Below are 26176 nucleotides of genomic sequence, written 5' to 3'. Positions count from 1 at the left end.
CGGTGAATGGATGACCGCCCGTTGTCCGCGCGCAGATATAGTGATTGGATTTCTGACCGATTCCTCCAACGCGGATGCACGGACCCATGCCCCGCCGGCCTCCGCCGACCCACTCAGACTGGGGCTGCTGGGAATGTTCCTCGCGGCGCTCGCGTGCCTGCTCATCGCGTCCGCGCCGGACGCCTCGGCCTGGCAGTCCGGCGACGCCTACTCCGGCTCCGGCGACTGGATTATAGACGACCCCACGATTGTGGCGGGGGAGTCGTTGGTGGTCACGGGAAAAATCGACATCTTGAGCAGCCTGACCGTCTACAATTCTAAGATTTTCATAGACCAAAGCTCCGATGGCCAGTACACCCTGAACGTGGCCTCCGGCGGGAAGCTCCTGTTCTACCAGAGCCTCCTCGCCTCCTACGACTCCTACGACTACAAATTCACGGTCTACGGTACCCTGCACATCAACGAGAGCGAGGTCTACGATATGTGGGGCGACACATCCTCGTGGGTGGGGGGCATCCAGCTCCACTCGACCTCCTCGGCCAAAATCGAGAACAGCTACATCGCCTACGGCAAGACCGGCGGCATTTATATTAACAGATGCTCACCAACGATACAGTACAACAATATATATAATAACGGGTTCGGGGGCAACGAGAAGTACGCCTACGGCATCTATGCGATCAGCGATGGGACAACCAGCTCGCTTATACAATACAACACGATTAGCAACAATTATTATACAACAAGCTCTATGTATTATGGCTATGGTCTCAGGAGCGATTCACAGGGCATTAATGATGTGATTTTGGGCAACACCTTCTCCGGAAACGGATTCTCCACCACCGGCTCCTCCTATGGCTACCAGATTTACCTCTCCTCCTCCAGACCCACCATGAAGGACAACTCTTTATACTACGGGCAGTACGGAATCTACGCCGAGTCCTCCTCGCCCCCGAAAATCACCGGCGGGAGCATCTACACATACGCGCGGGCGAGCGTGACGGCCTACGGGGTCTATGCTACCAGCTCGACCCTTAGCTTCGAGGGAGTTCGCTTCAGCAACAACTACAACCAGTACAACCACTACGCCGTCTACGCAAGCTCTTCGAAGCTCACATTCTATGGCTGCACATTCGACTTCCAGCTCTCGGGGTCAACGTACATCCGCTACAACATCTACGCAGTGTCGACGGAGGTGAAGGTCAGCAGCTGCCTCTTTAACAACAGGTACGTGGGTGGATACGTGATATACGCCTCCTCCTCCCCTGTGAGCGTGGACGATTCGATCATCGTCCTCCAAGACTGCACCTACGATAGCTACGGTATATACGCGACCGGCAACAGCCCAGTGTTCATCAACCGCACCTCCATCGACTTCATCAACTTCGATGTGCTCACGAGCTCGGCCGCCCTAACACGGACAATCTACGGCGTCTACGCGGGCTCAACATCCCCCGTGACCTCAAACTACCTCACGCTCAACTTCACCTCCTGCGACGCAAAGGCCCAGGCGGCCTACTCCGCCACCCTAAATATATACGGGATATACGGCACCTCCTACTCCCCCCTAACGCTCAGCTACACCACGCTCAACCTAATCGACACCAATGTCTCGAACCCCTCCTCCTCGACGAGCAACTTCAACTTCTACGGCATCTTGGGGACCTCATACTCCCCGGTGAGGCTCCAGTACACGACGCTCACGATTCGCTTCATCAACACCACAACGATTACAACTTACAACACCAACTTCTACGTCTACGGAATTCGGACGGACAACTACAGCCCGATGACGCTGGACAACACCACAATCACAGTCGCCGATTTCATGAGCTCGGCCCGGGGCGGCGCCAGCTACTACTCCTATAACTACCTCTATCTGATTTATCCCTACTACCTCTACAGCGAGGTAAAGATGAACTTCACCAACTTCTATCTCAGGGACATAAAGTCGATCACCCAGCAGGGCTACTCAATCGTTTACATATACTGCGTCTACAGCTACTACTACGTCCCTACGGTGATGAGGTACACCACCATTGACGCCACGCGCATCGATTCCATCGCCACTCAGACCTCCACGGTCTACTCATACGGCGGGCGGATATACATCTACGGCGTCTACTCCTACTACTACAGCCCGGTCTCGATGGACTACACCTGGATGAACTTCACGAACGTCCGCGCCTACACCTACTCCACCCTCTATTACGGCTACACATACGTCTACTTCTACGGCGTCTACCCGCAGCAGTACAGCCCGCTCTTCACGAACTACACATACATCAGGTTCGTGAACATCACCGCTCAGACATACCAGGCGGGGGGCTCGTATCCTTCCTATTCGTATGTGTATGTGTACGGGCTCTATCCCTATTATGCATATGAGTTTTCGAGAATAAATTACAACGATATCTTTATCGCAGATATTTTCTGCAACCTGACCACCACCACTTATTATGGATATGCATATCTGTATATGTATCCTGTTTACCTTTATTATTATTGCCCATCTTCGATGAACTACACAAAGATGGACATCCAGAACTTCTACTGCAACGCCACGGCGGGGACTTCGGGCAGCTCCTATGGCTACGCCTATTTCTATTTCTATCTGCTGTATCCCTATTATTATTCCCCTATTATTCTGAACGACACAGATATCAATATCAATAATATAAATGTTCAGGCAATAGCGAGGACATACTATATCTACTCCCGCCTGTACTTCTACGGTATCTATCCGTATTACTACACTCCGATAACGGTCGAGAAGATGACCATAAGGGTCAGCAACCTCAACAGCACATCCTACGCCTCCACGTCCTACTACGCCTACTCATACCTCTATTTCTACGGTCCGATTTACTATCAGTACTACTACAGCAATGCCCTGTACAATAATTTAACTATCCTGATAGAAAAGGTAAACAATAGAGCCTATGCATCATCATATTACACATATTCATATCTTTACATTTATTCCTTCTACTATCTCTATTACTACAGCCACACAGCGTTCAATAATCTTAACTTCACAATCCGGGAAATAAACAACATCGCCTACGCCGCCTCGCAATATTGCTATGCTTACATGTACATCTACAACCTCTACTACACCTACTACTCGCACATGAGCTTTGACAACTCGTCTCTCAACTTTTACAACATGTACTGCCGCGCGTATCAGGGCACGACCTATTCTACGGCGTATATCTACTTCTACTATCCCCTCGGCTATCACTACTACAACGGCCAGACCCACTTCAACAACACGAACATCACTTTCAGGAACCTCAAAGCCTGTTCGTACTACACCACCTCGTACGCCTACTCCTACTTCTATCTTTATTATCCAATTTACGCTTATTACTACCGCGATCTCTATCTCAAGAATGTGAACCTTAGCTACATTGACTGCGGTGTCAACGACGTGACATCAACCTACAACATATTCTACATCTACTACGGAATATATCTGGCCAGCTACTCCAATCTCTACGCCTCCAATTTCAAGATATACGCTTTGAACTTCACGGGCAATCAATTTTATGCGATTTACGCCTCGAGCCTGACCAGCCTCACCCTCGACTTCAACTCGATCGACATAATAATGGAAAACTGGAAGCTGCCCGCGAGCTCGACAGTCTACATTATCTGTACCAGCAGCTGCAAACAAGTCGATTTGCGCAACATGAAGCTCAGTCTGCCGGTGGAGCTCGGAGGAACCATCTACGGTGTCTACGCCAGCGGCACAGGCGCCACGACCGACTATGTGAACATTACAAACGCCACCCTCTTCTTCTCCAACAAGGACTACAACAACGCCAACCTGAGGCCGATATACGTCAGCTCGACCCAGCTGTACATGGACAACACCACAATTGACATGACCACTTATCGCGACGTAACAATCATCTATGCCACCAGCTCGTACGGAGGCCTGGTCAAGAACTGCAACTTCTTCCTGAACTACACCTACATCCTGAGCACCCTCACGCACTCCGACCTGTTCTACTACACGGGCCGCTCCCCGGACAGGACGCCCTTCGTCATGGAGAACTGCAATGTGCGGGTCTGGGACTACAGCCCCGCAGGAATTCAGTCCGGGCCCATGCTCCTCGGAGGCGACACGGGAGGGTTCAGCAGCTCCACCTTTATAGTCTCCAAGTGCTTCTTCGAGTGCAGGAACATGAACGGCCTGAAATCAATGAGGCTGAGCTACCTCGCGGCCGGGGCCCAGCTCTATCTCAACGACTCGGTCTTCAACTTCTATTACGGCGGCGGCACCGGCACCTTCCCGCTCACGTTCTCCTTCATAAGGACCTATCCCGGCACCGAGGTCCTTGAGTTCAACAACACCACCCTCAACATCACCTACGACAACGAGCCCCTGACCCAGTTCCTTATATATCAGGACGGCCCGATGGGCCGGATCGCGTTCATCAACTCACGCGTCGACTTTAAAATCAACGCCCCTGGCACGACCCAGTCCTTCATCACTTTCGAATCGACCAGCGGCACCGAACCAAGCCTCGGCGAGCTTGTCGTCCACGGCTCCAAGTTCTCGATGACGGCTACCCGTGAGGAGTGTAAGCTCAGCCTCCTTGGCCTGACGAAGTCCGGCGTGGTTCAGAGCCTGAGCCTCTCCAACTCGGAGTTCAACCTAACCCTCGAGAAGCCCTCTACCCTCCCATGCTCGGGAGTGCTTTTGGTCGGGGTCAAGGGGATCACAATCAGCGACATGAAGGTATTTCTGAACGCCCCCGCGGGCTCGGATATGGCCCTTACTGGAGTAAAACTAGAGAGGTCGGCAGGCAGAATTCAGAACATCACGGTCGCTGGCAACGGGAACGGGAGGGCTTATGGCATCCACTGCGACATGGTCTCCTGGCCCGAGATCACGGACTGCAGCTTCAGCCACCTGTACGCGGCAATCTACTCGACCTATTTCTCCCGGCCCATGGTGACCTCCAAAATAACGGACTGCACCTACGGGTTCCTCGCGGAAAGCTCTGGGAATGGAACCCTGAAGGGATGCACGATAACCTCCTGCGCGTACGGAGCCAACGTCAGCGACGAGTCCTGGGTGAGCCTCATAGACAGCTCGATTCAGGCGACAACCGCAGACCTCCAGCTCTCGGGGGTCTCGACGGTGTGGTCCCTCAACTCCACATTTAACAAGGCCCGCGTGACCTACTTCGACGACAAGAGCACTGTGATCATCAACTGGTGGCTCGGCATAAAGGTCACGTGGCAGAACGGACGGCCCGTCCCCTCCGCCGATGTGATCGCGAAGGACAATTTCGGCACAGAAGTCCTCAGGACCGTCTGCACCGAGAGCGGGCTGGTGCCGCCGTTCTCCGTAGTGGAGTACACCCAGACCAGGCTCGCGACCCGCTACTACACCCCCTACACCCTCACCGCGAGCAAGGCGGGCTTCACTGGCGAGACGAAGGTGGTCGTGGACAGGACGATGGAGGCCACCGTTGTGATAGTTGACGACAGCCTGCCCGTGGTGGTGATACTCGAGCCCGCCGACGACACCTTCCAGAACTTCACCACAGTCACCCTCGTCGGCATCGCCTCCGACATCGGCTCCGGAATGGAGAAACTGAGCCTCAGCTACGACGGCGTCAGCTGGGTCGAGCTCCTGCCCGCCGGGAGCTGGCTGTACATTATGGAGAACGTCCCCGAGGGCGTCTGGAGCATCACCGCCAAAGTCACGGACATCGCCGGCAACGAGGCCTCGGCATCGGTCCGGGTGACCATAGACCTGACTCCGCCCTTCATCGTCGTTGAGTCTCCCGCCTGCGACAGCTGGGGTAATTCAATCGCGGTGAATCTGGTCGGTAGGGTGGAGCCGGGCTCGACCCTGACCATCAACTACCTCCCCGCAAGCGTCGGGGCGGACGGGAGCTTCTCCTTCCCGCTCAGGCTGGTGGAGGGGAGGAACGTCTACTTCCTCTTCGCGAAGGACCGCTCGGGCAACACCAACTCCACCTCCTGGGTCCTCAATCTGGACATAACTCCTCCCGTTCTGAGACTCACCAGCCCCCCGGACGGCCTCCTGACCCGGGTGGCCTCGGTTCTGGTCAGCGGGAGGACCGAGCCGGGCGCCTCCCTCATGGTCAACGACGTCCGGAGGGAGCTGGAAGCCGACGGGAGCTTCTCGTTCGAGCTCGGGCTTTCCCCAGGCCCCAACCTGATCACCGTCGTCTCGAGCGACGGGGTCGGGAACCGCGCTATCATCAAGAGAACGGTGGTGCTGGATAACGAGATTCGCCTGACCGTGACGTCGCCCGAGAACAACAGCATTACCAACCAGATAACCCTGCTCGTTCAAGGGACGACGGACACGGATGTGTCGCTCAGGATGAACGGCGGCCTCGTCACCATCGGCCCCGACGGCTCCTTCTCCCTGACCTGCACGCTGCAGGAAGGTGTGAACGAGCTATTGTTCGATGGCGTCGACAGGGCGGGCAACACAATAAAGCTGGTTCGAATAATAACGCTCGACACCACAAGACCGCTCGTCATAATTCTGGAGCCCTACGAAGGCCAGCTGATTCCGAGCCACCGCGTGACGGTCAGGGGCACCTGCGAGGCCGGAATGAGACTTGCCCTTAACGGTGCCGCGGTGGACACCTCGGGCGGCACCTTTACATCCGAGCTGGAGCTCCCCGACGGTCCAAATGTGATTCGTGTCGAGGGCAGCGACGCCGCGGGCAACACCGTCGCTTTGGAGCTACGGGTGTTGGTCGACACTCTGGCGCCCCCGCTCGAGCTCATCGAGCCCGTGGAGGGCTTCAGGACGAGCGAGCTCTCGGTCACGGTCAGCGGCATAACAGAGCCAGGCGCGAGGGTGACCGTCAACGGCGTCCCGGTGCTTGTGGATGCTGAAGGGAAATTCTCGACCGTCCAGACGATGAGGAAGGGCGGGAATACCGTGACGGTGACCGCGATGGACGGGGCGGGGAACCAAGTGACCCGGACCGTGAAACTGAAGGTCGTCGAGAAGCCTGCGGGAATCTCTGAGGAGACGAGCTGGGTCTGGACGGCCAGCGGCCTGCTTGCGGCGCTTGGCATAATGATACCTCTGACCACGCTTTTGCTCACAATCGGTCTGAGAATTCACAGACGGCAGACGGGGGGTGCCTGAGATGAGGACCGGTAGGCTGCTTCTCTGTGGTTTTACCGCGTCTTTTGCGGCACTCGCCGTGTTTCTTCTGCTGCCAGGCGCGCTCGCCACGAACGACCCGCCGGGGAGCGGCGGGACGGTCTACGGCGACTGGACCGTCACGGACAGCAGGAGCTACAGCGGCGTGAGCATAACGATTGTGAACGGGAGCCTGACCATCAAGAGCGGGGGTAGCCTGAGTCTGAGCGGCGTCACCCTCCTCTTCGACATCATGGAGGACGGCGTATACGCCCTGAAAGTGGACTCAGGTGGAGCGCTGACGATGAAGAACGGGTGCCTGGTCTCTTCGACCAACTCCAGCGCCCACTACAAATTCGTGATCAAGGGCTCGGCGACCATCGATGCCTGCACCGTCCAGGAGACCTGGGGCGACAATGAGTCCTGGGCTGGGGGCATCCAGATATACAGCGACTCAGTGAGCGTCACGAACAGCACCATCGAGCACGGCAAGACTGGAGGAATCAGCATCTTCGACTGCTCGCCCGTCGTCAACGACAACGTCATCCGGTACAATGGGCAGGACGGCCAGAGCCCGCTATACTGCTACGGCATCTACGCCCGCAACACAACCACTACCTTCCGCGGCAACATTATCACGGACAACCGCTACCTGCACACCTGGTACGACGCGTCCTACTCCTCCTACAGCCCCCCACTCGACCCGGGCTACTTCAATATTGACGACAAGTACTACTACGGCCCGGCATATGACTCTTCGAGAGATGTTTATTATTACTACAGGTACCAGTACGACTACGGCAACCGGATGTCAAATGTTTACGGGACAGGAATTCGGCTCGAAGGCGGTTCCCGCTGCACAATCCACAATAACACAATAACCAAGAACGGCTATGCACTGCCCGCCAGCACACCCACAACCGTCTCCCCTACAGTGGAGGGGTACTACGACATCTACGAGCTCTGGGTCTACTTGTACGAATATAACTACTATATAGCGAACTGGGTGTATGGAACTGGTCTTCACGCAGAGAACTCCACTCTGGATATCACTGAAAACCTCTTTGATAGAAACGGTTTCGAGCCCTACCAGAACTACGTTTCAGGAGACAATCGGAGCATGTCCTGGTACTACGGCGCAAACATCAGACTGGTGAGCTCGAACGGGAACATAACCGGGAACACAATCAACAACGCCGCCGTTCTGATTGACCTCGTGCGCTCGAGCCCCTGCATCTCGGGCAACAGGATGCTCAGCGACTATCTCGGCGGCGGCACCTACTCCTATTGCTTCATGGGCACAAGGACCGCCTATTCGATCAAGGGCACGAGGTCCTCGCCCGCAATCATCAACAACACTCTCACGGTTCAGTACTACGACTACCAGTACTACGCGGGAGGCACTTTCTGGTTCTTCGCCGACGCGATGTACACGATAGAGCTGATGCAGTCCTCAGACAGCCTGATTCAGGGCAACACTTTCACCATCGACTGCAGGGGGACCGGCCGGATGCCGTTGGTGCTGCTCAACCTGTCGCTCAAGGCCTCCGGCGTTCAACTTCGGGACAACACGCTCGAGTACAAGATGAGCGGCTCGCCCAGCACACCAAGCACTAGTGTTCTCTTGCAGGCGGGGGCCCTCTCGGACGCGTACGTCGAAAACTGCGTCTTCAAGTTGCCGGCCCCGGGCGGCGGAAAGCCCCCCTTCCACGCCGCCGTCGCCCAGCTCGGCAGCTACATAAAAATGGTCAACTGCACTGTCCAGAACCCGCACTACGGCGTCTCGGCCCTAGACTTCAGTTCCGTGGAAGTCATTGACACCAGAATCACCGGCGTACAGACCGTCAGCATCAATCTGGACGAAGGCTCGAGGGCCTACGTGCTCCGGTGCGAGCTGAAGGGCGAGGCCGGCTCGATGGGGGTGCGGGCCGCGGCCTCATGGGCGACGATACAGGACTCGGTGCTGTTGCACGACATCGAGTTTCAGCTCAATCGGAGCGCAACCGTCGAGGTGTACAACTCAACCCACAACAAGAACACGTTCAGGGTGCTGGACGGGGGCTCCTATCTCAATGTCTCATGGCCGCTGACCTTGCTGGTGACGTGGCAGAACGATTACCCCGCCTCGGGCGTCCACGTCACAATAAGCACCGCTATGGGTGAGTATGTATTCAGCGGGGTCACGGACGAGAGGGGGCGGCTCACCCGGGACGCTTTGGTGAAGGAGTACACGGTCCATAACTTCATGACAATCAAGTACACGCCCCATAGGCTGAGCGTCTCCAAGGGCCGGGTCAGCGCGACCGAGATGCTGATGCTAGACGGCCCAGCGTCGGTTCGGATGATTCTCGTCGACAATGCCCCGCCCGAGCTGAAAATTCGATTCCCGGCGAACTGGGCCCAGCTAAACACACTACTCGTGACATTCTCTGGCACAGCCTCGGACGAGGAGTCCGGTCTCAGGGAGGGCGCTGTGACAATCAACATCGACAATATGGGCTGGAGCGAGATCACGGTCTCTGAGGATACGAGATGGAGCTACACCAGGCTCCTATCTGACGGCACCCATGTCGCGAAGGTCTGTGCGCAGGACGTTGCCGGGAACACCGCCCGGATACTGGTGCAGATATCGATAGACACCAGCGCACCCTCCCTCTTCCTCTTCACCCCGAAGGACGGTAGCGCGACCAGCGAGAGGACGATAACCGTCCACGGCGTGACCGACGAGGGCGCCTTCGTGACGGTGAACGGCCTCCCCGCGCCGGTCGTGAAGAGGCACTTCAGCATCCAGATATCGCTCGAGGATGGCCCCAATACGATAGTCATCACGGCCTCCGACCCCAGTGGGAACTCTAAGACGATACAAGTGCGCGTGACTCTCGACACGGAGCCACCCCTGCTCGAGGTCACCAGCCCCGCTGACGGCGCCTTCCTGAATCAGGAGGTGATATCGTTTATTGGCCGGACTGAGCCCTCGGCCGTCGTCAGCGTCAATGGCCTCCCCGCCCACGTCTCGGGCACCAATTTCGTCTCCCTTATCTCCCTCTCAGAGGGCGTGAACGTGATTGTGGTCACCGCGAGGGACGCTGCCGGCAACAGCGTCGAGCGCACCCTCACGGTCTACCTCGACACCTCCCCGCCAGACCTGACCGTCTTCGCACCCAGGGACGCACTCTGGACCAACCAGTCGCGCATCCTCGTCACAGGCGCAACCGAGCAGGGCGCCTCAGTCACCATCAACGGCCAGAGCACGAACGTCGTCGGCACGCTCTTCGAGACATACCTCACGCTCCTCGAGGGCCCGAACACCATCACCACGGTCGCCACCGACGCCGCGGGGAACTCTAGGGTCGTGACTAGGGTCGTCTATCTCGACACGCATCCCCCCGACCTCGTGCTCACCTCGCCCGCGGACGGCCTCGCTCTGGCCTCCAGAGTCGTCACCGTCGTGGGCTCCGTGGACTTCGGCGCCGAGGTCAGAATCAATGGAGAGCTCGTGCAGGTCGTGGACTTCGTCTTCACCCAGACCCTCGCCTTCCCAGAGGACGGGACGCAGAGAATCGTGGTCTCGGCCACGGACCAGGCCGGCAACACCGTCGTCCTGACGAGGACCGTCACCCTCGACACCACCACCCCCACGATTCTTCTAGTCTTCCCCGAGGAGGGAATTACCGTGAAGCAAAGGGTCATAACCGTCACGGGCCAGACCGAGCCCTTCGCCAGGTTGATAATCAACACCGAGCAGGTGGTCGTTGTGGGTCATGACGGCCTATTCGCGGTTCCTGTCGTGCTCGAGGACGGCGAGAACAGAATTACCATCAAGAGCACGGACGCCGCGGGCAACACCGTCACCGAGTCGCGGGTGGTCCTGAAGGAGAAGCCGCCGGTGGTGGTGAGGGAGGACACGAGCTGGATGCTCAACCTGGCGGGGCTAATGATAGGAATCGGACTGGCCCTGCCGGTAGTTACGTATTTTGTCACCGCCTCCTGGAGCCAGAGAAGGAAGAGGGTGCTTGCGGAAATCGAGGCCGCGGAGGCGGAGCGGAGGGAGAGGGAGGCGCTGGAGGCGCGCAGGGCGGCAATGCCGAGGGTCGAGAGGGTGATGAAGAAGAGGCCGAAGGAGCCCGCGAAACCGCCCACGAAACCGCCCGAGAAGCAGCCCGAAAAGCAGCCCGAGGAGCCCCCGAAGCCCCCCGAGGCCCCGCCGCCCGAGGCTCCAGAGCCTCAGCCCGCCAAGGCTGGCCTGAAGGATAAGAGCGGCGTGGGCGAGGCGAAGCCTGAGGACATAGACCAAGCCACTAGGCTCGCGCCCGTGGCGGCGCCGGAGCAGGCTGGGAAGCCCGAGGCCCCCGCTCCGCCCGCCGAGGCGGGGCTTAAGGACAAGGAGCTAGAGGCCGAGGGCGAGGCTGGGGACACCCTCGTGGAGAGGAACAAGTGAGGGTAGTAGGGAGGATATTGGGGGAGGGCTCAAGAGGAGCTAGTGAGGAGCCGGAGATAGGAGTGGGCAGCGACTGCTAATGGGGTAGAAACGAAGGGAGTGTGGCTCTCAAGGGGCGATGAAGGGAGGACGAAACCAGGAGAGGCGGTTCATCGGTTCACCATTGGGGGGCACCGCCCCCCGGGGTTCGCCCCTCACAGCGTGCCGTGTCCCTCGGTGTCAAAATCCCGTCATCGCCCCTTCTAATAAGCTCTCGGGCATGGCCCCGCGCCCATCACCCGCCCGGCCCCCGCTCCCCATCCCCACCTGCGCCGCCCTCCTCCCTACCAGCACTTTCCGGGGTTGCTCCGGCCCCCTCTGTCTCCGGCCCCGCACCATTCTCCGTGCCAGCCCCGCCTTCGCCCGCCCTCTGCCCCTCGTTCTCGGCTCTGATTCTGTCCACGCCCCTCACCTTGTCCCCCGGCTCCAGCCTCATGATTCTGACGCCCATCGTGGCCCTTCCCTGCACCGGAATTCCGCTGACCGGAATTCGAATCATCATCCCCCTCTCGCTGGTCAGAATCAGGTCGTCCGTGTCGCTCACCGGGATGACCGCGACCACGGGCCCGTTCCTTTCGTTGGTGTCTATGGTTATGACCCCCTTCGCGCCCCTCCGGACGAGCCTGTAGTCCTGAACCGGCGTCCTCTTTCCGTAGCCGTTCTCGGTGACGGTGAGAAGGACGTCGTCCGGCGACACTGACGCCATGCTGACGACCATATCGCCCGGCTCCAGCGTGATTCCGCGGACGCCGTACGTGGCCCTCCCCGTCGGCCTGACGTCCTCCTCGCTGAACCTGACCGCCTTCCCACTGCGCGTGGCCAGCACGAGCTCCCTTCTTCCATCGGAGAGGGCCGCGGAGACCACGCTGTCGCCCTCCTCGAGGAGAATCGCGATGATGCCCGAGGCCCGCGGGTTACCGTAGGCAGAGAGCGCGGTCTTCTTTATGATACCGCGGCGGGTCGCGAACACCACCCAGAGCCTCTCGTCGAAATCGCTCACGGGGACGGTGAACTGAATCGTCTCGCCCTCCTCCAGGCCGGGGAGTAGGTTGACCAGGGGCCTTCCCCGCGCGTGCCTCGCGCCCTCCGGCACCTTGTAGGCCTTGAGCCAGTGGACCTTCCCTTTGCTGGTGAAGAAGAGGAGGTAGTTGTGGGCGCGGGTGGTGAACACGTCCACGACCGTGTCCTCCTCCTTCGTCTCTATGCCGACGAGCCCCTTCCCGCCCCGCCTCTGCTGGCGGTAGACGTCGAGCGGCATCCTCTTGATGTAGTCGTTCTGCGTGATGGTGACTATTATCTCGGTATTGGGAATCAGGTCCTCGATGTCGAGGTCCGCGCTCTCGTAAACTATCTCGGTCCTGCGCGGGTCGGCGTACCTCTCCCTCAGCCCCCTGAGCTCGGTCTGGATGATTCCGTCGATTCTGCTGGGGTCGGCCAGCGTCGCCCTATAGTCCTGTATGGCCCTCTCGAGGCCCTCGAACTCCTCCCTGACCTTCCCTCTCTCCATCCCCGTGAGCCTCTGGAGCTTTGTGTCCAGAATCTCCCTCACCTGGGGCTCCGTGAAGCCGAAGCGCGCGACTAGCGCCTCCCGAGCCTCCTCCGGCGTCCTTGAGGAGCGGATGGTGCTGATGACCTCGTCGAGGTGGTCTAGCGCCACGAGAAGGCCTTGAAGGATATGGGCCCTCTCCTCGGCCCTCCTGAGCTCGAACTCCGTCCTCCTGCGGACCACGCTCCTTCTGTGGTCGATATAGCACTGGAGCAGGCGCTTCAACGTGAGGACCTCCGGCCTCCCGTCCACGAGCGCAAGATTGACCGCGCCGAAGGTTGTCTCGAGAGAGGTGTGCTTGAACAGCTGGTTGAGCACGACCTCGGCCAGCGCCTCCTTCTTTAGCTCGAGCACTATGCGCATCCCTTCGCGGTCGGACTCGTCCCTGATGTCCGCGATGCCCTCGACCTTCTTCTCCCTGACAAGCTCCGCGATCGACTCGACGAGGGCCGCTTTGTTAACCATATAGGGAAGCTCGGTGACCACGATGCGCTGCCTCCCCTGCCCCCTGTCTTCTATCTTAGTCCGCGCCCGGACCTTTATCGAGCCCCTGCCTGTCCTGTAGGCGTCGAGAATTCCGCCGATGCCGTATATGATTCCGCCGGTCGGGAAGTCCGGGCCCTTGATGAGCTGCATTAGCTCCGCGATGTCCGCCTCCGGCTTAGAGAGGAGGAGGCAAATGGCGTCCACGACCTCTCCAAGGTTGTGGGGCGGGATGCTTGTCGTCATCCCTACCGCGATTCCCTGCGAGCCGTTGACGAGCAGGTTGGGCAGGAGAGCCGGGAGGACCGAGGGCTCCTTCAGAGTGGCGTCGAAGTTGTCCACGAAGTCCACCGTGTCCTTCTCTATGTCCGCGAGCATCTCCGATGCGATCGCGGCCATCCTGCACTCCGTGTACCTCATCGCGGCCGGAGCGTCGCCGTCTATGGAGCCGAAGTTTCCCTGCCCGTCTATCAGCGGGTAGCGCAGGGAGAAGTCCTGAGCCATCCGCACGATGGTGTCGTAAACCGCGGTGTCGCCGTGTGGATGGTACTTGCCCAGCACCTCTCCGACCACGCGCGCCGACTTCTTGTATGGTTTGTCGTGGGTCAGGCCGAGCTCGTTCATCGCGTGCAGAATTCTCCTGTGCACAGGCTTCAGGCCGTCGCGCGCGTCGGGCAGGGCCCTGCCGACAATAACGCTCATCGCGTAGTCTATGTACGAGCTCTCCATTTCCTTCTCGATTGGTCTAAGAATCACTTGCCCCGCGGGTGCGGCCCCGGCCGCGCCCCCATCTCGTTCCTCCTTCTCCATTCCCTATCGCCCCCGCACTCCTTCCTGCCCCTCCGGTCCCTAGCTCCTTCTCGCCCCCTCATCCTCCCGCGCTCCGGCCCCGGCCGTTCGTGCCGGACGCCTCGGCCTCCGCGTGCCTATCCAGCAGGGTCCTCTCTCTCCTCACGCGCTCCCTCCTCGCCGGGTCAAGCACGGGCTCCATCTGCCTCTCGGAGGCCATCTCCTTCCTGTACTCCCTGTTGAGGTCGTTCTTAAGCTCCGCGAGTAGCCCCGTGAGCACGAGCTTGCTGTCGCTCGCGACATAGAACTCCGCGCTCGATGTGTCCTCCCTGACCGAGGCCCTGACGACGAGCCTCTCCGGCCTGCCCTTGACCCTTCCGAAGTACCAGGCCTCGCCCACGTAGGAGGGGCTCCTCTCCTCGAACTCCCTGACCAGCCTTATGTCGTGGCTTTGCACCGCGCGCTTGCAAAGCTCGAAGGCCTTTTCCGGCGAGAGCCCTTGGGGTAGGCTGAAGACCTTGCTGTCCTTCTGGTCCAGCTCCGCCTCGAGCATCCTGCGCAGCATGGCGACGTTGATGTTCTCGTCGGTGTGCATGATCGGACAGACAACGGAGGCGAGCTTGCGCCTCATGTCGGCGTGGTGGAGGTTGCCCTGCGCGTCCCTGAAGGTCAGGGTGGCGTCGATGTATGACTCCGTGCATATCTGCGGGTCGAGGTAGAGGGCCACTGTCTTCTTCTCTTTGATTCCGATGTTCCCGAGCAGAATCTCCCTCCCGCTGAGCGGGTATTCAGGCTCGATGCGCTCTAGCCTGAAGGCGCTCTCGTTGTACATCACCTTCAGCGCCGCGTCCATGATGAAGGCCGGGGAGCTGTTCTTCACCGCCACCTTCAGCCGCACATAGCCCTGATAGAACTCGAGCTCGCCCAGCACGCTGACTTCCACCTCCGGCGGCGGCGCTCGTGCGGTGGGTCTTGCGACTGTGAAGGACGTGAGGGGGGCCAGGAGCCTCCTCGCGCCCGCGAGCGTGGCAATATTTCCGTCCCAGTCCGGAAGCACGGCCCCGAACTCTGACTCGACGTTTCTGACCGCCTGCCTCATCTCCTCCCTCAGGCCGGGGGGCTCCTGCCTAGTCGTTATCACGACCGCGAGATAGACCCACCTGCCCATCTCGAAGATTATCTTGTTTCCCCCGTACTCGAGGCTCCCGACGGTGGCCTCGCCCGTTTTAGAGAGCGCGTCGCGGACGAAGGAGGTGAGAGCGGTCAGCATGCTCGATAGAATCTCGGTGTCCACGCCTGTCGCGAGCCTGCGCGTCGAGTGGTGAATCAGGCGGCCGTCGATGTAGACCAGGAAAACGTCCTCGACCGCAAACCCTTCCTCCTCGCCCGGCAAGAGCGGAGGCGCGGGAGCGGCGGGAGGCCCGGGCGCGGCGGCGGCCGCTCCGGCGGCGGGGGACGCGCCAGTGTGCGGGCCTGGGGCCGGGGGCACCGGCGGAGCTGGGGGGGCTGGGGAGGCCGGCGCGGCTCCAGCTGCCCTCTTTCTCTTCATGTACAATCCCGCGGAGGCGCCCGCCACCGCGAGCAGGATGAGAAGTCCGATGATGATGAGCCCGATGTCGCCGACCCTCTCTATGAGGGTCTCGGGCGGGTTGTCCACGATAACGTTGATGGAGACCGGCGGGGAGTAGTTGGGGCCGGCGCAGGCGCGAGCGCTGATGGTGTGCGGCCCGTTGGGCAGCTCCGAGGTGTCCAGCCAGTACTCCCAGTCCTGCACCCCCCGGGCCCTCCTCCAGCGACCCCCGTCCACGCTGAGCTCGACGCTTTCTATCACCTCGTCCAGCGCCCAAGACGACCCGCCGACCCTGACCATGCCCGACACTCTCGAGCCATTGTCAGGGAAGTGGAAGATGCAACCGAAGCTCGAGTTGGGCCAGCCACGGCTGAGAACTATGACTCTCCAGCTCTGCTCGGCGGTGAAGAAGCCGTCGGAGGCGTTCAGCGCGGCCTCGAATATCATTCCGCTCATGTGCGGGGGGTTCCAGATGACGGTCCCGTTCTCGAGCCTCATCCCCTCCGGCGAACGGGATAGCGAGAGGGCGATGCTCGCGCCGGGCACGTCCGTGAGGACCGACGGCCTGTAAAAATAGGTCTCTCCATCGTATACCGTCCGGGGCGGGGTGCTGTTGAACCTCACGCCCATGAGCCGGCCCGCGACCCTGAGCGGCCAGGATCGAGAGTTCTCCAGCTCTCCGTCGGAGACCCAGAGCGTCACGGTGTAGCTCCGGTTGAGCTGGGCCAGCCCCGGCGTCCAGCGCAGCTCGCCCGTGGCCTCGCTCACGCTCATGCCCTCGGGAGCCCCCTCGAGCCAGAAAGAGAGAGAGGGGCCGTCGGAGTCGACGACCGCGGGATTGTAGAAGTACGGAAGGCCTACGGTGGCCTCGTGCGGCGGCTCATCTCCCGTGAACACGGGCGGGTCGTTGACCGGGACCACTGAGACCAGAACGCGGGCCGTGCGGCTCAGGTTCCGGCGGTCCATCGCGGACACGGCCGCCTCGACCTCTCCGGTCCAGTTGTCGTTGGCCTCTCCGGTGAGCGCGTCGGCGGAGAGCCACCTCCCCCCGGAAATTCCTAGCGACACTATCGAGGCGTTTGTCCATCCCTCCAGAGAAAAGACCAGCTCCTCGTTGTCGAAGTCGTCGCTGAACACGCTCCGGAGGTCGAGGAGGTGCTCGTTCCTCGTGTCCTCCGGGAGCTCGACCGCCACATCTTCCCTGCACGACGGGGGCTCGTCTATCACAATCCTCGGGCTGTGGACCCGGACGCTCCCCGGCGTCGCGGAGGTGAGGACGAGGGGGATGGTTTTGGTGGCGTTGCCGCTCGCGCTGTGGCTCAGGAGGGCGTTGAGCGAGTTCGTCAGGTTCCCCGCGCTGGGGTTCCTGTCCACGAGAGCGGTCCATTTATAGGCGATGGATATGTCGTGCACAACCAGCGTCCCGGGGCTCTCGCTGCGCACCACCACGGGAATCTCGACGAGCACATTGCCGAACTCGTCCTCGACCTCGCGCAGGGGGTTCTGAAGGAGGCCGTTGAGCTTCGAGGAGAAGTCGGGAATTCTCAGGTCTCGCGTGTAGTACCCCCTGAAGGACCAGTCGTCGGCGCCGAGGCCGCCGACGCAGACGGAGGGGTTCAGGGGCGCGAGCAGACGCGTCGTGAAGACGATCGCGCGGCCGCAGGCCTCGAGGTTGCCCCCAGTGGAGGTCGGCGCGCCGACGATGAAGTCCCTTAGGCCGTCCCCGTTCACATCGCCCGCGGCGGAGAGGGAGAAGCCGAAGTTCTCGTTCGGCCTCTCGCCCCATATCCAGACGCTCTCGTTCCTGCCTAGGAAGAGCACCTCGACCGCCCCCGTCCTCTGCGCCCCCGCGGGCCTGGCCGCTCCCGGCGCGCCCACAAGGAGCTCGTCGCAACCGTCGAGGTCGAGGTCGCCCGGGCAGGCGATGGAGGCCCCGTAGCGGGCCCTCTCGAGGGGGCCCCAGAGAACCACCGGACTGACCGAGGAATCGATTCCTCTCTCTCCCCCGAAGTAGACCACCACGGCGCCGGTCTCGGTCCCCTCATTCTTCATCGCCGGGGCCCCGACCGCCAGGTCGGCAACTCCATCGCCGTTGAAGTCGCCCGCGGCGAGCGAGGCGCTGAAGTTGCTGGAGGGCTGCTCGCCCTGAATCACCAGCCAATAGTGCTCCTCGGGGCTCGTGAAGATGTAGACCGCCCCCACCATGCCCTTCCCACCGGGGGAGGCCAGGGGGGAGCCGATTGCGAGGTCCGGCTTTCCGTCGCGGTTGAGGTCGTTGTCCGGGCCCCTCAGGATGCAAAAGCCGAAGAGGGAGTAGGGGCTCTCGCCCCAAAGGTTTACGGGCGCGGGGGCCAGCTCGCCGCTGCCCAGCGCGGCCACCCTCCCGATGTAGGGCTGGAGGACCGTCCTGTTCGCCAGAACCTCCCCAGCCGCTATGTCCCTCCGGCCGTCGCCGTTGAAGTCCGGAATCTCGGCGACGGAGAAGCCCATCTGGCCGTTCACGGTTAGGCCCGGAATCGTCCGGGCGGGCAGGGACCTGAGCCTCCCGGCCGACGCCTCGTAGGGGAGGAGGAGGGCGATGCCAGCGTTCGGGGTGGGCGTCCCGGCCCCGCGCGGCGTGGCGTTGGGGGCCCCGGCGAGAACCTCGCCGAAGCCGTCGCCATCGAAGTCGCGGACGGCGGCGACTGAGAACCCCAGCAGCTCCCCGCTCTCAGTGCCCTCCACACTGTCGGGCGCGGGGAGGGGGCCGTCGAGCGGGCCGTAGAGCACCGTGACGGCGCCGTTGTCCGTCATGCCCTTCGTGTCCGCGCCCGGGGCCCCAATGACCACGTCGTCCACGCCGTCACGGTTGATGTCGACCCCGCCGGCGACGGAGAGGCCGAGCATATCATAGGACCCGCGACCGTAGATGCTGGCGTTCGTGAATTGAATTCCATCCAATCTGCCCGATACATTGAGCGAGGCACCGGTCACGAGCGCGCCCCTCGGGAGCAGGAGGCTGAAGCTCTGGCTCCCGGCCGAGGGGAACCTCAGCTCCACGGTCCTCCCGCCGGTAGCCGTCACCGTCTGGAGGCCGAAGGCGCCCGCGCCAGTCGCGCAGAAGGCCCACTCCGGCTTTCCGTCCCCCTCGAGGTCGAGCACCGGGGCCTCCGGGAACCCCCCGCCGTCGGACAGGGCCGTGGAGATGGAGAGGGAGGCATCGACCACGTAGCAGTGCTCTGGGAGGGATATCGAGAGCTCGCGGTTCTCGTCCGGAGGCCGGAGCTCGAGCAGCCCGCTCTCCGAGCCGTTGGAGAATGAGGACACCACCCTCGCGAGCGAGAGACCCGCAGGGGAGAGGGGGCCTCCGGCGGGGACCAGAAAGAGCGCCGCCAGCCCCAGAGCAACCGCGGCTCTCATGAAGCCCATGTCAGCACCGCGCCTCCCACATTATATATCAAGATTCCTTACCTCTTTCGAGTGCTCGGTAATGAACTCCTTCCGGGGCTCGACCTGGTCGCCCATGAGAATCGTGAAGAGCTGGTCCGCCCTGACCGCGTCCTCAATCGTGACCTGCTTGAGAATTCTGGTCTCCGGGTTCATCGTGGTCTCCCAGAGCTGCTGGGGGTTCATCTCGCCGAGGCCCTTGTACCTCTGGACCTGGGCCCGGGGCCCCAACTTCTCGAGCACCTCCGCCTTCTCCTTCTCAGAGTAGCAGTAGTGCGTCTCCTTGCCCTTTGTGATCCTGTAGAGCGGGGGCTGGGCGATGTAGACGTAGCCCTTGTCTATCAGCCCGCGCATGTATCTGTAGATGAAGGTCAGGAGGAGAGTCCTGATGTGCGCGCCGTCGACGTCCGCGTCGGTCATGATGATGATCTTGTGGTATCTGGCCTTGCTGATGTCGAACTCCTCTCCAATGCCGGTTCCGAAGACGGTTATCATCGCTTCTATCTCGTTGTTCTTCAGAACCTTGTCCAGTCGGGCCTTCTCGACGTTGAGTATCTTGCCCCGGAGGGGCAGGACCGCCTGGAAGCGCCTGTCCCTCCCCTGCTTTGTGCTCCCGCCCGCGGAGTCGCCCTCGACGAGATAGAGCTCGCACTTCGCCGGGTCGGTCTCGGAGCAGTCGGCGAGCTTGCCCGGTAGCGAGCCGCTCTCGAGAATTCCCTTCCTACGGGTCAGCTCCCGCGCCCTCCGCGCCGCCTCGCGAGCCTCCCTCGCTAGGAGGCACTTCTGAAGAATCTTATCAACGACCCTGGGGTTCTCGTCGAAGATTGTTGAGAGCTTCTCAACCACTATCGACTCCACAATCCCCTTTATCTCGCTGTTGCCCAGCCGGGTCTTTGTCTGGCCCTCGAACTGCGGCTCGGGGACCTTCACGCTGATCACCGCGCTCAGGCCCTCCCTCGTGTCCTCGCCGCTCAGGCCACCGTTGGATGGCTTGAGCAGGCCCCTCCTGCGCGCGAAGTCGTTGACGACGCGGGTCAGGCCCGCGCGGAAGCCCGTGAGGTGCGTGCCGCCGTCAATGGTATTGATGTTGTTGACGAAACTGTAGACCCTCTCGATGAAGTCGTCGGTGTACTGCATCGCAATCTCGACCGTCACGGAATCTGCCCGGCCCTCGAAGCAGATGGGCGGCTCGTGCAGGCAGTTCTGGTTGCTGTTGATGAACCTCACGAAGGAGACCAGACCGCCCTCGTACACGAAGCTCTCGCTCTGGCCCGTCCTCTCGTCCGTGATTCCTATCCTGAGGCCTCTGTTCAGGAAGGCAAGCTCCCTCATCCTCGTCGATATTATGCCGTAATCGAATTCCGTGGTCTGGAATATCTCCTTGTCAGGAAGGAAGTGGATGATGGTGCCCGTGCCCTCGGCCTCCCCAACGACCTCGACGCCCGTCACCGGCTTCCCCCTCTCATACCTCTGCCTGTAGAGCTTTCCATCGCGCTTGACGTAGGCCTCGAGCCACTCCGAGAGGGCATTGACCACGTGCACACCAACACCATGCAGCCCGCCCGAGACCTTGTAGGTCTGCTTGTCGAACTTGCCGCCGGAGTGGAGAATCGTCATGACTATCTCGAGGCCGGGCTTCCCGTACTTCGGGTGGATGTCGACCGGTATCCCCCTTCCATTGTCCTCGACCCTGACGGAGCCGTCGGCGCACAATGTTACGAGTATCTCGGTGCAGTAGCCTGCTAGGGTCTCGTCTATGCTATTGTCCACGACTTCGTATACTAGATGGTGGAGACCACGGGAGTCAGTGCTTCCTATGTACATCGACGGCCTCTTGCGGACGGCCTGAAGGCCTTCCATGACCTGAATCTGGTCGGCCTGGTAGCTCCCCGTCTCCGCCATTTTATTACCTCTTCCTTATCTTTCCATGTACTAGTATAGGTATATTATTTCAAGAGATAAATTTAATCTTTATAAACCGGTTTCGTGTGCCGTGAAACTGGTTCTGGACGCCTCCGCGATTCTTTCCGGAGTTGACCCGCCGCTCGCGGAGGAGCTTCTCATGCCCCCACTAGTGGAGAAGGAGCTGGGGCACGCGTGGGCGCGCCGAAAGCTGGCCTATTTAAAGGAGGTCAGGCTGAGAGTCGTCCAGCCCTCCACGGCCTCGATGGAGACCGTCCGGAGGGCGACTGAAGGGACGGGCGACGACGCCCGGCTCTCCGGCGCCGACATGCAGGTTCTCGCCCTAGCCCTTGAGACCGGCGCGACCATCCTGACGGACGATTACTCCATCCAGAACCTCGCCGAGATACTGGGCATCCCCTACAGGCCAGTCGTCCAGAAGGGAATTCGAGAGGTTCTCAAGTGGGGCTACAGGTGCACGGGCTGCAAGAGGGAGCTCGGGAAAAAGGCGCCCGAGTGCCCGGTGTGCGGTGCACCCGTCCGGAGCTTCAGAAAGGCGTCCGGGCGCCAAAACAGGGTTTGAGGAACCGTTGGCATCCCCTGCGGAATTTCGCGCTCGCTGCCCGAGACTCACCACTGAGGAGAGGCCTGCCCGGGGCGATTAATTGGGTCGGGGCCCCAGCCCACCGGGTCGAGTTTTCGGAATCGCCCCTGACGCGTAGAGATGGAGGGTGACTTGAGTAGGCCGTCAATTGCGCCCGCCCGCGCCTAACCCACGCCTATTCTAGATTCCTCACCTGTACTCGCAGGCAATGCAGTTGGGCGAGGTCGGGTCGTATATGTGGGGGCAGGACTTGCAAGTCGAGGAGGGGGGAGGGGCCGTCAGGGGGACGCCCTCCGCGCCCGGGGCCTGGGGCTGGATGTATATCGGCCTCACCTTCGCTGCCTCGGCCCTCTTCCTAATCTCCTCGGCCTCCCGCATCGCCACCAGCCTCCTCCTATAGGAGACCGCTGCGACGGCCACAGCCACGACCACCACGATTAGAATAATGACGCCGAGCACAAGCGCCCATGGGAATGGAGTCCTGTGCTCCACCTTGATCGTCAGCCTGCAGAAGGCGTCGGCGGTGCCCGGTGCGCCTGTGGCGGTCTTGGGCGCGTTGTCGAGGAGAATAACATAGTCGTCCTCGACGTCGGGCGAGAATGGCCTCGGGTACTCGAGATACTTCATCATCTCCTTGGAGAAGCTTGGGAAGTAGCCGAAGTTCTCCGACACGGTGCTCTTGTAGTCCTCGAAGTCCCGCATCGTCATCGTGTAGAGGTCGATCTCGCTCTCGCTCCCGACTTGAACCGTCACCATCATTTTGTCCCCGACGACGAGGTGGACGATGAATGCCCTGTACTCACCCCTCGATATCATGAGATCCTGATTGAAGCTGTCCCCCACCCTCTCCTCGCTACCCTGGGCAATTGAGGTCGCGGGGACGAGAACTATGCATAGAATTGACAGCGCGAGCGCGGGGGCAAATCCGCTGGCTGCTTTCATCGATTCGCAGAATGTATTGCACCTATTAAACCTTTATTGATTTTTATGCCTCTTATGCCTTTTGTGCCCTTTTGTGCCTTTCTCTTATGCCTCTCTCTTATGCCTTCTTCCCTCCGAGTGGGGCCGACCCACTCCGGAGGCCGAGGTACAGAACCCTTTTCGAAAGTCTATAAGGGAATGTTCTGGGAGGGTATGATGCCTCCGGCCCGCCGGGGGCCTGCGAGGAAATGGCTGGCAGGAGGGTAGGGGTGGCTCGCGCACCTGGGTTCCCTCACCCGAGTGCGATTTCGGGAAAGGGACGGCGAGCCCGGGTCCCGCCGCGCGGCTCATTTCCTGATGTCCAGTCCTATGCGGCCGTCCCGAATCTCCACTATCCTGTCGGTCTGCTCTGCGATTCTACGGTCGTGGGTAACGATAACGAAGGTGGTCCCCAGCTCACGGTTGATGCGCCTGAAGAGCCTATAGACCGCCGCAGAGTTCTCAGAGTCGAGGTTGCCGGTCGGCTCGTCCGCGAGGATTATTTTCGGCTCATTCATCAGCGCCCTCGCTATCGCGGTCCTCTGCTGCTGGCCGCCCGAGATTTTTGAGGCGAGCTTGCCCTTCACAGCGCCCAGCCCGACGAGCTCAAGAAGGGCCTCCGCCCTCTCCCTGGCCCTCGCTTCCGCCGGGCCCCCCATGATGAGACGGGGCATGAGCACGTTCTCAATGACCGTGAACTCCGGCAGCAGGTAGTGGTACTGGAATATGAAGCCGATGGTGCTGTTCCTGAGAGCCGCGAGCTCGCGCCGCCCCATGCCCCACGTGCTTTTTCCATCAATAGCCACCTCGCCGCTGTCGGGCCTGTCGAGAGTGCCGATGATGTTGAGCAGGGTGGTCTTTCCGCTCCCCGACGCTCCGATTATGGAATTGAATGTCCCCCTCGCAAATGAGAGGTTGATGTCGAAGAGCACCTGTGTCCTCAACTCCCCGGAGCCGTAGGACTTGTTCACGCCCTCCAGCCGAATCGCGTCGGTTTCGCCTCCGTTCATATCAGCCACCCCTGATGACCTCGATGGGGCTGAGCCGCGAGGTCCTGCGGGCTGGTATAAGAGAGGCTAAACAGGACGAGAGGAGCGCCAGGAGCCACGAGCCGAGGAGGAAGAGTGGGTCTATGACGATGTCGACAGAGGCGCCGCCCCCCGCCCCAGAGGCGCCAGCGTAGAATCCGAGCAGGAGTCCGGCGCCGATACAGATGCCGAGCAGCGCACCCGCGCCTCCGAGCATCGCGCCTTGGTAGAGGAAGACGAGGCCCGCGCTCTCGTCCCTTATCCCCATGGCCTTCAGAATTCCAATCTCCCTCGACTTTTGGACCACCTTGATGGCGAGAACGCTTGCAATGGCGACCACGACGGACACGATCACGAAGAACTGAATCATGTAGCTCGAGAGGCTCTGAGCCTGCAGGCCGCTGAGCAGCTGCGCGTTCTGGCCCTTCCAGTCGAGGACTTCTAGGCCGCCGGAGCCGCTCCTCTCCAGTCGGTCCCTGAGCTCGCCCGCTACTCTATCGGCCTCGAACACCCTCGCGACCTGCAGCTCGACAGACGTGACCCCGGCGCCGTAGCCGAGGATGCTCTGGGCAGTCCGGAGGGTCGTCGGGAGCCATGCTCTGTTAAGTGACGCAACCCTGAGGTCGAAGAGGCCCGTGACGTTCAGGGTCGCCCTCGCGCCCGCTGAAGTCTGGATGGTGAGCGCACCGCCGGTCCGGAGGTTGAGCTCTTCGCTGAGCTCCCTGCCGATGATGACCTCGTAGTCGGATGAGGGGAGGCGGCCCTCGTAGATGCGGGAGCCGAGTTTGTAGATGCACTCCGCCCTCTGGAGCTCGAGGCCGCGGAGGACGACCGGCAGGGTCCGGTTGCCCTGAATCAGGAAGACCGAGCCGTCGGCGGCGGGGGAGACACGCGTCACGCCCGGCGTGGCCTCCGCCTCGGCCACGACCCTTTCCCAGTCGTCCATCACGGGCTCGTCGGTTCCGGAGAGGATCGTGATGTGCGGCGAGCTCCCGACCGTCCTGTCCAAGAGAGTGGCCTGGAGGCTGGTGATGAGGACGCCGACGAAAACCTGAACCGCCACGCCCATCGCTATTCCGAAGACGATGAGCGCGGTCTGGCCCTTCGTCGCGGTCAGGAAGCGGGCCGCGATTCGTGCCGGCAGCATCAGACCCCGCCCCCTGCGAATTTTTCAATGTCTGCGAATGTCTGGAGGAGCGCGTCTGCGCCGGTCTCCCTGAAGAGCCCGGGGTTGCTTCGGAAGGCGTTCCCCCCCACGACCACCCTCGCGCCCTCCCTCAGCGCCGCCCTCAGCGCCGATATGGTTCTTCTCGTTGCGACGAGGCTGTAGGGGTTCGTGACGCTGACCGCAACCACCTCCGGCCTGACAAGCTGGACGCCGGCGATGAAGTCCTCGAGGGGAGTGTTGGCTCCGACGAACGTGACGTCGTAGCCGCATATGGTCAGGAAGTCCGCGACCATCCTCGCGCCGAGCTCGTGGTACTCTTCCGTGGGGCATAGGACCGCCGCCCGCCTCGCCGCCCTCCCTCGCTTCATGCCCCCTTCCACCCCCTTCCCCACCGCCCCCCGGACCGGCACTTTTTGCACCGCTCCCACCCGGAGGGCCTCTGCGCTGCGCGCCCCAGCCCTCCCATTCCCTTCGCCAGCTCCATTCCCTCCCGGTCCCTCCGCGCTCATCACCCTTTCAACATTATCCGCCTCCACTCCCTCCCCTCTTAGCACCCTTTCAGCCCCATTCGCTTCCACTCCCTTCGCCCTCACCACCCTCCCAGCCTCATCCACCCCCGCTCCCTCCATTTTCCTCACTTTCTCCACCGCCTCGCTCCATTCCGCGCCTTCCGGTCCTCTCTCGCTCGCCGCCCCGCCGCGCGCGGCCATCCTCCTGTCCCTCTCCTCGAGGACATAAAGATAGCAGCTCTCGATGACGGTCCTGACTATCGAGCTGCGCACGTGCTCCCTCCACACACATATCCTTGCTTCCTCGTCCCTGCAGACCATCTTATTGAGCGATGGGGCCAGAATATCTTCATAGAGCGCCACGATGTCCAACTCGCCGGAGTTGAGCCTCTCCTGGACCCACCTCACGCACCCCTCTCGGTCCTCGGCCTCCAGAATTCCCAGAAACTGCTCGTAGAGCCCCTGCCTCAACATCGGTCTGCGCCCCTCTTCACCTGCCATCTCTCCCGCCCCCAAAGGGATGGACCCCAACGAGATGGATGTTTTAATAAATTT

At 61.1% G+C, this 26176-nt stretch carries 10 protein-coding genes; 3 read left to right on the top strand and 7 right to left on the bottom strand.

Annotation, left to right across the window (positions count from 1 at the left end; translation table 11 throughout):
* Positions 1-10: 10 nt before the first annotated feature.
* Positions 11-7162 carry a hypothetical protein gene (locus QW379_00580; GenBank protein MEM2868905.1) on the top strand — a complete coding sequence of 2384 codons (7152 nt, stop codon included), beginning with the start codon at positions 11-13 and terminating at the stop codon, positions 7160-7162.
* A 1-nt stretch (position 7163) separates the two neighbouring features.
* A complete protein-coding gene (locus tag QW379_00575; protein ID MEM2868904.1) occupies positions 7164-11597 on the top strand; it encodes an Ig-like domain-containing protein in 4434 nt (1477 codons plus the stop codon).
* 274 nt (positions 11598-11871) lie between these two features.
* On the opposite strand, the gene gyrA is transcribed toward QW379_00575, so the two are convergent.
* From gyrA to gyrB, 3 genes are read right to left on the bottom strand one after another with little or no spacing between them, the layout of a single operon-like run.
* The gene (gene gyrA, locus QW379_00570; protein ID MEM2868903.1) at positions 11872-14475 is read right to left on the bottom strand and encodes a DNA gyrase subunit A; all 2604 of its coding nucleotides are present in this window, start codon (positions 14473-14475) and stop codon (positions 11872-11874) included.
* Between the two features lie 58 nt (positions 14476-14533).
* A complete protein-coding gene (locus QW379_00565; GenBank protein MEM2868902.1) occupies positions 14534-19432 on the bottom strand; it encodes an FG-GAP-like repeat-containing protein in 4899 nt (1632 codons plus the stop codon).
* A 21-nt stretch (positions 19433-19453) separates the two neighbouring features.
* Positions 19454-21352: a DNA topoisomerase (ATP-hydrolyzing) subunit B gene (gyrB, locus tag QW379_00560; GenBank protein ID MEM2868901.1), complete on the bottom strand. Its 1899-nt coding sequence runs from the start codon at positions 21350-21352 to the stop codon at positions 19454-19456.
* A gap of 91 nt (positions 21353-21443) precedes the next feature.
* Between gyrB and QW379_00555 the strand changes: the two genes are divergently transcribed.
* Positions 21444-21935, top strand: a complete 492-nt coding sequence (locus QW379_00555) for a nucleic acid-binding protein (GenBank protein MEM2868900.1) — start codon at positions 21444-21446, stop codon at positions 21933-21935.
* Between the two features lie 210 nt (positions 21936-22145).
* Here QW379_00555 and QW379_00550 read toward each other — a convergent pair whose 3' ends face one another.
* The 4 genes from QW379_00550 to QW379_00535 all read right to left on the bottom strand — a co-directional run bounded on the left by QW379_00550 (position 22146) and on the right by QW379_00535 (position 26122).
* Positions 22146-22898: a hypothetical protein gene (locus QW379_00550; GenBank protein ID MEM2868899.1), complete on the bottom strand. Its 753-nt coding sequence runs from the start codon at positions 22896-22898 to the stop codon at positions 22146-22148.
* A 326-nt stretch (positions 22899-23224) separates the two neighbouring features.
* Entirely contained in the window at positions 23225-23926 is a 702-nt protein-coding gene (locus QW379_00545; protein ID MEM2868898.1) for an ABC transporter ATP-binding protein, read from the bottom strand.
* A gap of 1 nt (position 23927) precedes the next feature.
* Positions 23928-25091, bottom strand: a complete 1164-nt coding sequence (locus QW379_00540; protein MEM2868897.1) for an FtsX-like permease family protein — start codon at positions 25089-25091, stop codon at positions 23928-23930.
* On the bottom strand, positions 25091-26122 hold the full coding sequence (locus tag QW379_00535) for a cobalamin B12-binding domain-containing protein (GenBank protein ID MEM2868896.1): 1032 nt from the start codon (positions 26120-26122) through the stop codon (positions 25091-25093). The genes QW379_00540 and QW379_00535 overlap by 1 nt, the downstream gene beginning before the upstream one ends.
* Positions 26123-26176 lie beyond the last annotated feature (54 nt).

It is taken from the genome of Thermoplasmata archaeon (genome assembly GCA_038851035.1).
In the GTDB taxonomy this organism is placed as follows: domain Archaea; phylum Thermoplasmatota; class DTKX01; order VGTL01; family VGTL01; genus JAWCLH01.
This window is presented reverse-complemented; position numbering and strand designations above follow the sequence as displayed.